The 13,119-nt window shown below is 25.9% G+C and carries 10 protein-coding genes and 1 pseudogene; 10 read left to right on the top strand and 1 reads right to left on the bottom strand.

The genetic code is table 11. From position 1 onward, the window contains the following. Nucleotides 1-197: 197 nt before the first annotated feature. The 10 genes from RH99_RS15465 (at nucleotide 198) to RH99_RS15505 (ending at nucleotide 11,840) form a co-directional block, all read left to right on the top strand. Complete coding sequence (locus tag RH99_RS15465) at nucleotides 198-1,001, top strand: ABC transporter permease (RefSeq protein WP_010240327.1); 804 nt, start codon at nucleotides 198-200, stop codon at nucleotides 999-1,001. Between the two features lie 36 nt (nucleotides 1,002-1,037). After that, the gene (locus tag RH99_RS15470) at nucleotides 1,038-2,324 is read left to right on the top strand and encodes an ABC transporter ATP-binding protein (RefSeq protein ID WP_010240328.1); all 1,287 of its coding nucleotides are present in this window, start codon (nucleotides 1,038-1,040) and stop codon (nucleotides 2,322-2,324) included. 38 nt (nucleotides 2,325-2,362) lie between these two features. After that, nucleotides 2,363-5,413, top strand: coding sequence for a glycosyltransferase (locus tag RH99_RS15475; protein ID WP_010240330.1), 3,051 nt, complete (start codon nucleotides 2,363-2,365; stop codon nucleotides 5,411-5,413). 23 nt (nucleotides 5,414-5,436) lie between these two features. Then, on the top strand, nucleotides 5,437-6,750 hold the full coding sequence (locus tag RH99_RS15480) for a glycosyltransferase (RefSeq protein ID WP_010240332.1): 1,314 nt from the start codon (nucleotides 5,437-5,439) through the stop codon (nucleotides 6,748-6,750). A gap of 36 nt (nucleotides 6,751-6,786) precedes the next feature. Next, nucleotides 6,787-7,920 (top strand): DUF7657 domain-containing protein, encoded by a 1,134-nt coding sequence (locus RH99_RS19040; RefSeq protein ID WP_138990721.1) that lies wholly within the window; start codon nucleotides 6,787-6,789, stop codon nucleotides 7,918-7,920. After that, nucleotides 7,910-8,740: a DUF7654 domain-containing protein gene (locus tag RH99_RS20095; RefSeq protein ID WP_138990723.1), complete on the top strand. Its 831-nt coding sequence runs from the start codon at nucleotides 7,910-7,912 to the stop codon at nucleotides 8,738-8,740. The genes RH99_RS19040 and RH99_RS20095 overlap by 11 nt, the downstream gene beginning before the upstream one ends. 32 nt (nucleotides 8,741-8,772) lie before the next feature. Further along, on the top strand, nucleotides 8,773-9,720 hold the full coding sequence (locus tag RH99_RS15490) for a glycosyltransferase family 2 protein (RefSeq protein WP_010240335.1): 948 nt from the start codon (nucleotides 8,773-8,775) through the stop codon (nucleotides 9,718-9,720). Then, entirely contained in the window at nucleotides 9,713-10,060 is a 348-nt protein-coding gene (locus RH99_RS15495) for an EamA family transporter (RefSeq protein ID WP_010240337.1), read from the top strand. The genes RH99_RS15490 and RH99_RS15495 overlap by 8 nt, the downstream gene beginning before the upstream one ends. After that, nucleotides 10,053-10,391 carry an EamA family transporter gene (locus tag RH99_RS15500; RefSeq protein WP_010240339.1) on the top strand — a complete coding sequence of 113 codons (339 nt, stop codon included), beginning with the start codon at nucleotides 10,053-10,055 and terminating at the stop codon, nucleotides 10,389-10,391. Before RH99_RS15495 ends, RH99_RS15500 begins: the two co-directional genes overlap by 8 nt. 90 nt (nucleotides 10,392-10,481) lie before the next feature. Further along, nucleotides 10,482-11,840, top strand: a complete 1,359-nt coding sequence (locus RH99_RS15505) for a DUF2142 domain-containing protein (protein ID WP_010240341.1) — start codon at nucleotides 10,482-10,484, stop codon at nucleotides 11,838-11,840. Between the two features lie 48 nt (nucleotides 11,841-11,888). Here the strand turns inward: RH99_RS15505 and RH99_RS15510 are convergent. After that, nucleotides 11,889-12,862: pseudogene (locus RH99_RS15510) on the bottom strand (glycosyltransferase family 2 protein). Between the last annotated feature and the right edge of the window lie 257 nt (nucleotides 12,863-13,119).

Raw genomic sequence — 13,119 nt, forward strand, 5'->3', positions numbered from 1 at the left:
ACACGTAGTATATTTCAAACTATTAAGATTATATTTTTGAAAGAGAGTACTGAAGGTGTAAGAGAAGATATATCCCTAGAAGAAATGATTAAAAATAGAGAATTAGATATTAAAATATATAAATAAGTTGAATAAAGATAAATAATAAGTTAATATAAATCTAGTTTGATTTAAATATTACAATTGAAGGTGATTTAGTGATTAAAAGTATAAAAGATGTTATCGGATATATTGGAGAAATATATAATTCAAGGCAATTGCTTTTTAATTTAACATCAAAAGAATTAAAGTTAAAATATAGAAATTCTGTTCTGGGATTTTTATGGTCTTTTTTGAACCCAATATTAATGTTATTTGTATATACATTTGCATTTAAACTTATTATGAGGCAAGCTACACCTAATTTTACTGTGTTTTTATTATGTGGATTGCTTCCATGGAATTTTTTTGCAGCTGGAGTCATGGGAAGTACTACTTCAATAATAGGTAATGCAAATTTGATCAAAAAGGTTTATTTTCCTAGAGAAATAATTCCGTTGTCAATTATATTTTCGAATTTCGTTAATTTCGTAATAACTCTATTAATTCTATTTGTTGCAGTAATTGTATCTGGCTTACATATAGGCTTGCCACTAGTAATGCTGCCAGTTGTTTTATTATTAATATTGGGATTTACAGTTGGGCTATCTTTAATATTATCATCACTAAATGTTTTATACAGAGACATATCACATTTAGTTGAAGTAATCTTTAATTTATGGATGTATCTTACACCAGTTGTATATCCATTGACACTTTTGAACAATCATGCCGTATTTAAAAGGCTAATAATGTTAAATCCAATGACATTAGTAGTTGAATGCATGAGATCTATTTTGTATACTGATACATTCCCATATTATTTATACATATTGGCATTAATTATAATAGACTTTGTTTTAATATTCTTTGGATTCAGATTGTTTAGAAAAATAGAAGTAGTATTTGCTGAAGAAATATAATAAATAGAGAAATTATAGAAAAGGTGTTGAACATATATGTCAGTTATTGAATTTAAAAATGTAACAAAACATTTTAAAATATATCAGAATAAGAATTATTCATTAAAAGAAAAATTTTTAGCCAAAGTTTTAAATAGAGATAAGGTACAGGTACAAATTATTGATGTATTAAAAGATGCTTCATTTACAATTGAAAAGGGAGAAACAGTAGGAATAATTGGTGAGAATGGTACGGGAAAAAGTACTAGTCTTAAATTAATATCTAACATATTAAAACCCAATGCAGGCGAGATAATTGTTAATGGTAAAATTTCGTCTTTATTAGAAATAGGAGTTGGATTTCAGCCAGACCTATCAGGTAGAGAAAATGTTTATATGTATGGTTCAATTTTAGGGTTAAGTAAATCAGAAATTGATGATAGATATGATAGAATTGTGGATTTTGCTGAACTCAGAAACTTTATGGACACACCAGTTAAAAATTATTCTTCTGGTATGTATATGAGATTGGCATTTTCTGTAGCAGTAAGTGTAGATCCGGATATACTTCTTGTAGATGAAGTTTTGGCCGTAGGTGATGCAAACTTTCAAAAAAAGTGCTTAGATAAAATTCAATCCTTTAAAGAAGAAGGTAAGACTATTGTATTTGTATCTCATGATATGGGAATTGTAAAAAAGATATGTGATAGAGTTATTTTTATTAAAAAGGGTGGATTTGTTATTGAAGATACACCAGAGAGAATGATTGGATTGTATATGAAACTCTTATATTCATCTAGCGATGAAAAAGATAAAATCTCTAATGAAATAGAAGAAAAAGGTGTTGAGAAGGTACTTGAGAAGGTTGATAATGTAGATATAGATATGCATGAGGCAAAAGAGTTTTCCACTACTGGAAATCGAGAAGGAAATAAAAAATTAGAAATTTCAAAAGCATATTTCTCAGATAATGCTGGTATGGCTAGAAATGTATTTAATTCTGGTGAAGATATAAAGATAAATCTTGAAATTAAAAAAAATGTAGAAGTGGAATCTTCTATTTTATATTTTGAAATATTTAGTGAAGAGGGATGGAGACTTTCATATCATAACTGTAATCAAGATGGAATACTGATTACAGACATGAAAGATAGTAATTTTATTAGTTTTATAATACAAAATAATCCTTTTTTACATTCAAAATATTATGTATCTATAGGATTGTGTAATGAAAATAATGATGAAATTTATGATTATAGAAATAAACACTATTATTTTATAATAAATGAAGGTAATATAAAAGAAGATGGTAAAGTACAACTTAAATGTGATTGGCGTTTATAATAACGTATATGAAATAAAGAAAGTGGTGTTAATGTAGCATGGACGAAGAAAAATCAATTAGTTTTATTATAGTAAACTATAATGGTAAAGATCATTTAAAAGAGTGTTTTTCCACATTAAATAAACTTGCATATCCTAAAGATAAACTAGAGTTCATTATGGTTGATAATGGGTCTAAAGATGGGTCAGTGCAATTTGTTAAAAGTAAATATAAAAATGTAAAAATAATAAAGAACTCAATAAATGAAGGCTTTGCAAAACCAAATAATGATGCTGCAAAAATTGCTAAGGGTGATTATATAGCGTTAATAAATAATGATATGAAAATAGACGCTAATTGGATTAATGATATGTTAGAAACTTTACATAAATGTGAAGATGATAGCTATGTTTGTATAGGAAGTAAAATACTTAATTGGGATGGAAGTAAACTTGATTTCGCTGGTGGCGGAATAAGTTTTTATGGACATGGATATCAAGATGACTTTGCTATGGATATAGAAGATGCTAATAAAAAATATAATAAAGATAGAGATTTAATGTTTGCTTGTGGCGGAGCAATGATTATCGATAGAAAAGTATTTCTTTCTATTGGAGGATTTGATGAAGATTATTTTGCCTACAATGAGGATGTTGATTTAGGATGGAGATTATGGCTATTAGGATATAAAGTGAGATTTTGTCATAAAGCCATTTGTTATCATAAACATAATAGTACGTCAAAAAAACTAAAAAAGATTAATCTTGATGTTATTTCAAACAGAAATACGTTATTTACTATATATAAAAATTACTCGGAAGATAATGTATATAGAATATTATCTGCTTCATTATTGATAAAATCATATAATACTGATGCAGATACAGAGAATCAATTTACAGAAAACAAAGATATGAAAATTCAATCAGAAGTTATGCTTGAATTTACAAATAAACTATCTAAAATGAAGTTAAAAAGAGAATACATACAAAAAAATAGAAAAATTACAGATGAACAATTCATAGATAAATTTATGAATCGTGCTTATGATAATCAATTATTAAAGTTTTTATATAGAAATAATTTGTATAATAACACAATAGAAAATGTAGTTACTTCATTAAATGTAGAAAAGCAATTTGGTAAAAGAAAAAATAATATGCTTATAATTTCTAGCGATAAAATCGGAAATAAAATGGCTGGACCGGGGATAAGATATTCAGAAGTTGCTAAGCAACTATCTAATATATGTTCTATAACTCTCGCAGCACCCAATAAATGTAATTTGGATTTAGAAGAATACAATATAAACTTAGTTGAATTTAGTATTAGTAAAACAAAAGATTTAGTAGATGCCTTTAGAACAACTGATATAGTTTTAATTCAAGGTGTTTGGCTTGAACTTATACCAGAATTAAAGCAATATTGTAATGATAGAATAATAGTTGTAGATTTATACGATCCATTTACAATAGAAAATTTAGAAGTACATAAAGCAAAGGACATGCATACTAGAAATATGTTTAACAATAGTGATTTAAATGCATTGCTGAATCAAATTAGAGTGGGCGATTATTTTATATGTGCAAATGAAAAACAAAAAGATTTTTGGATTGGAATGCTTTCTGCATTAAATAAAGTTAATCCAAAAGAATATGATTTGTCAAATAAATTGGAGAAGCTAATTGGACTCGTACCATTCGGAATTAGTGAAACTGATCCTGTGCATACTAGAAGTGCTCTAAAAGAAAAAATTCCTGGTTTAAAAGAAAATGATAAAGTATTCATATGGGGTGGCGGAGTTTGGAACTGGTTTGATCCATTAACATTAATTGAAGCTATAGGGGAAATTAGTAAAACAAGAGACGATATTAAATTGTTTTTCTTAGGAGTAAAACATCCGAATCCTGATGTACCAGAAATGGAGATGCTTGCAAAAGCTTTTGAACTATCTGAAAAGTTAGGGATAAGAGATAAGTATGTAATCTTTAATATGGATTGGGTAGACTATAACGATAGGCAAAACTTTTTATTAGAATCATATTCTGGAGTAAGTTGCCACTTTGATAATTTAGAAACAAGATTTTCATTCAGAACAAGAATTCTAGATTATTTATGGGCTAGTCTTCCAATCATAGCTACTGAGGGAGATTATTTTTCACAGGAGGTAATCGATAAAAAACTGGGCATAGTTGTAAAATTTAAAGATGTTGAAAGTCTTAAAAATGCAATTATAAAAATTGTTGATGATAAAGACTTTTATAACGAATGTAAGAGCAATATAAGTGAATATAGAGAGAAATATAAATGGAATATAGTTACAGGTCCTCTTAAAGATTTTTGTAAAGATCCTATGAAGAAACAAACAGATATTATAAGCAAATCTTATAATAAAATACCTGATATTAATCAAATAATAAAAGATGATTTAGTAGGACCTATTTACGACTTCACAAGAGTGGGACAAAAATTTAAATGTAGATATCCAAATTTAACAAAAGTACAATTAATGGTTGGTACATATGCAAGACAAAATGATCATAAGATATTTTTTAAATTATATGATACTTTAACTAATACGTTAATTATAGAGAAGAAAATCGATGCTTCTGTACTTGTAGATAATTCATGGTTGGATATAGAATTTGAACCAATTTTAAACTCAGAGGGAAGACAGTTTTATTTCTATATTAAAGCAGATGAAAATGCCAGTGAGGAAAATTCCATAACAATATTTAGAAGTACTGAAGTGAAAAATAAAGGTTGTATGATGATTGATGGTTCACCGGTAGAAGGAAGTTTAACATATAGAACAGAATGTATATTTTCAGATGAACTAATTGATGAGGAAAAAGGGATTGTTATTTCAGATAATTATAATTTACCATCAAGTTCTAATACTAAAATGAATAACAAAGGTAATGAAAATCTTAACCTTGGTAATATTAGACAGATGGAAAGCAATATAAGGGATATGGAAGAACAAGTTAAAAATGTTTCAATGAATGTATATAAACTAAATAAATGGAAAAAAATGATAGATGCTAGATTTAGTAAATTGAAAAAATTCAATATTCTTGGATTTATAAGAAGTGGATCAAATAAATAGAATTTATTAAGAGGGATTTGAATATGAAAAAAGTATTATTAATAAGTCCAGATACTATAGCAAAAAAAATGACAGGACCGGGTATAAGATATTATAATTTTGCGTTGGAATTAAGTAAGCGCTTTGATGTTACTTTATATATACCAAATAGTAAAACTGATTTAAGCCTTGAGGGGAAAAAGTTTAATGTGATAAAAGGTAACAAAGTTGAACTTGAGGCTAATGCTTACAACAGTGATTCTATAATTGTGCAGGGAATAGCCTTCAGGCTATACCCTTTTCTTAAGAAAATAAAAAAACCTATAGTTGTAGACATATACGATCCAATTACACTTGAAAATCTTGAACTGAGAAAATTTATTAGTATAAATGATAGACTTACTTACCATGAAACAGATTTGGATTTAATTCTTGAACAACTTTCTCTAGGCGATTACTTTATATGTTCCAGTGAAAAACAAAAAGACTATTGGGTTGGAATGCTTGCAGCTATAAATAGAGTTAATCCTATAACTTATAGTGATGATATACAAATGAAAAAGTTAATTGGAGTTGTTCCATTTGGATTAGATAATAGGGATCCTGTAAAGACAAAACAAGTTCTGAAAGGAGTCTGGCCAAATATTAATAAAGATGATAAAGTTATAATATGGGGTGGTGGAATATGGAATTGGTTTGATCCATTGACACTTATTGAAGCCATGAATGTTATATGTAAAAAGAGAAAAGATGTAAAATTATTTTTTATGGGCATAGGGCATCCCAATATGAATTGCGATACAACGGTAGCTGAGGAATGTATAAAAAAATCTAAAGAATATGGATTGTATAATGAAAATATATTTTTTAATGATTGGGTAGAGTATTCAGAAAGACAGAATTTTCTTTTAGAAGCGGATTTAGGTGTGAGTACATATTTTAATAATTTAGAAACTAGGTTTTCTTTTAGAACTAGAATTCTAGATTATTTGTGGTGTAATTTACCTATGGTTTTGACTAAGGGTGATTATATGTCAGAATTAGTTGACAATAATGAATTAGGACTTTGCCATAGTGAAAAAGATTATGATGAATTAGCTTCTATTATAATTAATATGCTTGATGATAAAGAAATTTATAAAAAATCAAAACAGAATATTAACAGTGTAAAAGAACAATTCAAATGGAAAAATGTAGTAAAACCATTGGAGGAATTTTGTGAAAACCCTTATATATCTAATGATAGAATAAAAAAGGTTAAATTGTTTTATAGACCAAATGGACTAATAAAATACTATCTTATTAGAGTAAAATCTAAATTAAAAAGATTGATAAAAAAAATTCTTAGATTTAAATAATATATTATAAGTGAATTAAAAAGTAGGTTAATAATTATGATGTGTGAGAAGAAAAACTTAAAATATTCAAACAGAATATTAAAATATAGATATGTTATAGGATTAGTTATTTTTATTATATTAGTTTTATTTAAGATTCATGGAAGTTCTATAGGCGAATGGCAAAATTTTGTAACAACAAATGTGGAAAAAAACTATAAAACTAATTTGTTTGGTAAATCTAGACCAATAAGAAGCGATGAATGGAACGTTCAAACCCCATATTTTTTAGCACAGTCAATGAGTAATGATAAATTTCCGGTAATCAATAAAAATATAACTCCTTCTGGTCAAAATATGATTATCAGCTATAATGCTCCTGTAAAAGATATTTCGATATTAGCTAAGCCATTTAATTGGGGATTTCTACTTTTAGGAAAAGACTATGGATTATCTTGGTATTGGTGTATGAAAATTATATTGCTTTTTTTATTATCTTTTGAAGTTTGTATGATAATAACTAAGCAAAATAAAATGGTATCTATATTAGGTGCCTTTTGGATAACTCTTTCACCATCTGTTCAATGGTGGTTTATGCAGCATGTTGGTGATTTGGTTTTTTATATGGAAGCCATAATAGTAACATTTTATTATATAATTAAAAATTTCAACAGGATAAAATTGAAAATTATCTTTAGTTTGTTATTTTCATTGTCCTGTGTGGGATTTGCATTAGTAGTATATCCAGCTCTTCAAATACCATTGGCATATTTATGTATTGCTTTTATGATACTTATAGTTACTGATTATAAGTATAAGATCAAGTTTAAATTTACGGATACAATTATCTTAATAGCTACAGTTATGGTTATTTTATTGATGTTGCTTCATGTAATAATAATATCAAAAGAGGATATAAAAATTTTATTGTCAACTTCATATCCCGGTAAGAGAATAAGTACTGGGGGAGATCTAACATTTTATTTTATTAATCTTTATCTCACAAATATTTTTTTACCATATAAGGATATAACATTTTTAAATAACTGTGAAGTAAGTTCTTTTATTAATTTTCTACCTGTTGTTATTTTAATATTGCCAGTGTTAATAGACAAAAAAAGTAGAAAATTTAAAATATGGAATAACGTTTTTATGTTTTATACTTATAGAAATTTTTTATATGTTATTTAAAATACCAACAATAATTGCTAAAATTACTCTCTTATCTTATGTTACTGGATATAGAATGATGATTGTATATGGTATAACATCTGTATATTTAAGTATTTGGGCTTTGTCTGTACTTTCAAAGTCAAAGTACATAAATAAAGTATATAGTATTTTTGTATGTATATTAATTACATTTTTTTATTATATTTCTGTAATTAATTCACCTATGAAATCCTATGTTTCATTTAAATATTATATTATATTATTTATAGCTTTATTTATATTAAATTATCTTTTAACTCAAGGAAAGAAAAAATTATTTTCAGTAATTATGCTGATAGTTATACTAATAGCAGGAGCTACTGTAAATCCTATTGCTAGAGGAGTAGGAGCAATCTATAATAATTATTTATCATATAAGATGCAAGAGATAAGAAAAGTTGATCCACAAGCATATTGGATTAGTGCAAATGATCCAGCAGGATCTTTTATGGGGACTTTTTTATATACAAATGGATTAAAAACTGTTAATGGCACAAATTTTTATCCTGATTTAAATAAATGGTATAAAATTGATGAAAAGAAAAAGTATCTTGATATTTATAATAGATACGAGCATATAACTGTTAATATAACAAATAAAAAAACAGATGTGAAGTTATTGTATCAAGATAGTGTAGAGCTTAATTTAAATGTAGAAGATTTAAGGAAATTAAATATAAAGTATATTCTAACTAAAGATGATTTAACCAAATATAATGAATATGAACATACATCTTTTCAATGTGTGTATTCAAAAGACAAAGATGGTTATTACATATTTAAAGTTTTATATAAATAAAAGATTTTTATTTAATTGGAGATGAAAAAATTATGAAGATTGCTATTTTAATTCCATGTTACAATGAAGAATTAACTATAAGTAAGGTGATAGAAGATTTTAATAGAGTTTTACCAGAATCAGATATATATGTATATGACAATAACTCAAAGGATAAGACATCAGAAATAGCACTTAAAAGTGGAGCAATAGTTGTAAAAGAACCACGCCAAGGTAAGGGAAATGTGGTAAGAAGTATGTTTAGAGATATAGATGCTGATTATTATGTAATGGTTGATGGTGATGATACCTATCCAGCAAAATTTGTAAAGGAGTTATTAAAACCTGTTATATCGGGTGAGGCTGATATGACTATTGGAGATAGGTTATCTAATGGAACTTATACTTTGGAAAACAAAAGAGCTTTTCATAACTTTGGTAATAACCTTGTTAAGAGTTTAATAGGAAAACTTTTTAAAAATGATATAAATGATATTATGACTGGGTATAGAGCTTTCAATAAATTTTTTGTTAAAACTATGCCAGTATTAAGTGAAGGATTTGAAATTGAAACTGAGATGAGTATACACGCTTTAGATAAAAAGTTTTTATTAAAGGAAATACCTATAGATTATAGAGATAGACCAGAGGGAAGTAGTTCAAAATTAAATACATATGTAGACGGAATAAAGGTTATAAAAACAATTATATCGCTTTTTAAAGATTATAAGCCACTACCTTTTTTTGCTATATTGTCATTAGTTTCATTTATTATTGGTTTGCTAGTAGGGATTCCTGTAATTACAGAATTTATTGAAACAGATTTTATTACTAAGTTACCTTCTGCTATATTAGCATTAGGATTTGTTTTAACTGCTATATTGCTTTTAACAAATGGATTTATATTAGACACTTTAGTAAAACAAAATAAGCAAAATTACGAATTGTTTTTAAATACATTTAAAATGAAAAATAAAGTTGATGGTAATAAAAATGAATAATATAATTAAATCTTTAAAAAAAAATAAGATTGGAATAATCTTAATATTGATTTCAGCTCTTTTTACTACTAGTGGTCAATATTTCTGGAAAATATCGTATATGCATAATATGATATTTATTTTAATGGGTTTTATTTTCTATGGAATAGGTGCAGTTGGTATGATTGTAGCATTTAAGTATGGAAGTTTTTCAGTAATACATCCTATGATGAGTATGAGTTACATTTTTATTGTAGTACTTGGATATTATTTTCTTAATGAAGTAGTAAATATTGAAAAAATCATAGGCCTTATGTTAATCATGTTAGGAGTTGTTTTAGTAGGTGTTGGTGATGAATAGATTCTTATTAATAGTAATAATTATTATAATGACTTTACTTGGATCTTTTGGAGGGTTTTTCTTCAAAAAATCAACTGATGGAACTACAATATTATCTATACTTAAAAACAAATTTTTATACATTGGAGGAATTGTATATTTAGGTAGTGCTATTTTGAATATTATAGTACTTAAATATATGCCATTATCTGTAGTATTACCAATGACAGCTATTACATATATATGGTCTATGATTATTTCTAGATTTGTTTTAAAAGAGAATATTACCTTATTTAAAATATTTGGAATGATGGCTATAATTAGTGGAGTTGTACTTATTGCTCTTTCTTAAAGAGAAAAGACATATATATAATGGTTTCTGTGATAATATTATGGAATCTTTAATAATTTTATAAAATAGAAATGGAGCTATATAATTAAAATGAGTATATTAATTAGAAAAATTAACTTAGAAAAATTATATGTCATTTTCAGTTTGATATTTGGTATTGCGTTTGTATTTTCAAATGGTCCATTTCAATCTCCAGACGAATATACTCATTTTCGTAGAGCATATCAAATATCAGATGGCAATATTTTAGGAGAAAAATTTCACAATAAAAGTGGTGCATTTATTCCCAAAAGTATAGATGATACTGTCATTAAAGTTTCCGATGGGATTCCTGGCAATGTAGATAAAAAAGTAAACATTAATAATTTATTAGAAGCTTTTAATATGCCACTTGATTCTAAAAATAAAATTTTTATATCATCTCCAAATACTTTAACATATCCACCAATAGCATATATACCTCAAAGTATTGGGATATCATTTGGTAAAAAATTAAATTTATCTCCTTTAATATTAATGTATTTAGGAAGAATGTTTAATTTATTTTTTTCTTGCTTAGTAATACTTTTATCTATGAAGATTATACCTTGTAAGAAAAATCTGATTTTTTTATTTGCATTAATGCCTATGGTATTATATCAATCTGCATCGTTGTCCGCTGATGGGGTAACAAATTGTATGGCAATTTTTACAGTAAGCTATTTCATGAGATTATTTTCTGACAATACAAAAAATATTATAAGTAAAAATATAGTTACAATGTTTTTATTGATTTGTATATTATCACTTACTAAAGGAATGTATTTTTTATTTTCCTTTTTATACCTTTTAATTCCTAAAAATAAGTTTAAGGATAAAAAACAATATTTTATGATAGGATTAATTATTATAATTACCCCCTTAATTTTAAATGTAATTTGGTCATTACTCACTACAAATACTTTGGCTACTAATAGTAATGCTTCTGTAAATGGACAAATAAATTATATATTACATAATCCATTGTCATATATAATGATATTTTTTAAAACATTGATTCATAATGGAACATTTTATCTTAAAAGTTTTATTGGTACTTTAGGATGGCTTGATACTGACTTGCCATTGCTACTAACAATTACATATTATATATTATTAATTATAGCGGCTATAGTTAATAATGAAAAAAGAATATTCAATTTCAAGAGTAGAGTTGTATTTATATGCTTATTTTTATCAATAACTACTTTAATTTTTACTGCATTATATATATCATATACTCCAGTTGGTAAGTATCAAATTGATGGTGTTCAAGGTAGGTATCTTATACCAATAGCATTATTATTAATTTTGCCGTTAGAAAATTTAAAAATTAAAATAAAAAGATTTAATGTAATTAGTGTGCTTTATTCATTATCTGTTCTCATTTGTACAGAATATATTCTAATTAATAGGTATTTTATTAAATAATGATTAAAGGCAGAGAAATATAAAATTAAATATTTCTCTGCCTTTGTTTTATTTGTCATTTGTAGATTTTTTCTCACCATATGCTCTTTTTTCAATTATATATTTAGGTCTAGATTTAACTTCATTATAAATTTTACCTATATATTCTCCAATAACACCTAAGCATAAAAGCTGTATTCCTCCAATCATCCATATAGAGCACACAATGCTAGTCCAACCAACAACAGTTTTCCCTAAAAACTTCATTATCAATGAGTACATAAGAAATAAAGTGCTAATTATGAAGATTATGCTACCTATGGCTGTAATTATTCTGATTGGTTTTATACTAAAAGATGTAATTCCATCAAAAGCAAAATTTAGCATTTTTTTTAATGGATATTTTGATTCACCAGCAAAACGCTCATTTCTTTCATATACAACTATTGATGATTTGAAACCTATTAAGGGAATAATACCTCTTAAAAAAAGATTTACTTCTTTAAATTGGGAAAGTGCTTCTAATGTCCTTTTGCTCATTAGTCTATAATCTGCATGATTAAAAATAATATCTACGCCTAAAGCTTTCATGAATTTATAAAATGATTCTGCCGTAAAGCGTTTAAGGAATGTATCCTTTTCTCTTTTGGAGCGTACGCCATAAACTATATCATTTCCTCTATAGTATTCTTCAACAAATTTATCTATAACATTTATATCATCTTGCAAATCAGCATCCATAGATATAGCAATGTCTGCATGTTCTTTAGCATCCATTAATCCTGCTAATAATGCATTCTGGTGACCTCTATTTCTTGATAATTTTAATCCTATAAATAAATCATCATTTGTATTTAAATCTTCTATTATATCCCATGTAGTATCTTTTGAACCATCATCTATAAACAGTATTTTACTATTACTAGAAATATAATTGTTAAGAATCATAGTTTTAATTTTTTATTTAATCTTTTAGCAGTTTCTCTTAATACACTTTTTTCATTGTAACAAGGAATTACTAAATATAATATTTTATATTCCATTTTTTCCCTTTCTGTTTAGTGTTATAAATACTGAAAAGTTTAATTTTATAAATAATAACCTTAAAGCATCACTAATAATTATACTTCAATATTTTTAATGTGTAAATAATACCCATATGCCTGTTAATAAAATTTTAATCATATACATTCTACAACAAATTGACTATTACAAATGTAAATGTTAATATAAAATTATGTCAAAAATATACACATTAATTCATGAAATTTGTTTAGTTAAACTTTATTATACTACGTGT

Origin of the sequence: Clostridium arbusti SL206 (assembly GCF_000246895.1) — a bacterium.
GTDB classification, from domain to species: domain Bacteria; phylum Bacillota; class Clostridia; order Clostridiales; family Clostridiaceae; genus Clostridium_I; species Clostridium_I arbusti.

Coding starts and splice junctions, on each gene's coding strand:
- RH99_RS15470 (WP_010240328.1), top strand. CDS start 1,038: ATGTCAGTTATTGAATTTAAAAATGTAACAAAACATTTTAAAATATAT.
- RH99_RS15475 (WP_010240330.1), top strand. CDS start 2,363: ATGGACGAAGAAAAATCAATTAGTTTTATTATAGTAAACTATAATGGT.
- RH99_RS15480 (WP_010240332.1), top strand. CDS start 5,437: ATGAAAAAAGTATTATTAATAAGTCCAGATACTATAGCAAAAAAAATG.
- RH99_RS19040 (WP_138990721.1), top strand. CDS start 6,787: ATGATGTGTGAGAAGAAAAACTTAAAATATTCAAACAGAATATTAAAA.
- RH99_RS20095 (WP_138990723.1), top strand. CDS start 7,910: ATGTTATTTAAAATACCAACAATAATTGCTAAAATTACTCTCTTATCT.
- RH99_RS15490 (WP_010240335.1), top strand. CDS start 8,773: ATGAAGATTGCTATTTTAATTCCATGTTACAATGAAGAATTAACTATA.
- RH99_RS15495 (WP_010240337.1), top strand. CDS start 9,713: ATGAATAATATAATTAAATCTTTAAAAAAAAATAAGATTGGAATAATC.
- RH99_RS15500 (WP_010240339.1), top strand. CDS start 10,053: ATGAATAGATTCTTATTAATAGTAATAATTATTATAATGACTTTACTT.
- RH99_RS15505 (WP_010240341.1), top strand. CDS start 10,482: ATGAGTATATTAATTAGAAAAATTAACTTAGAAAAATTATATGTCATT.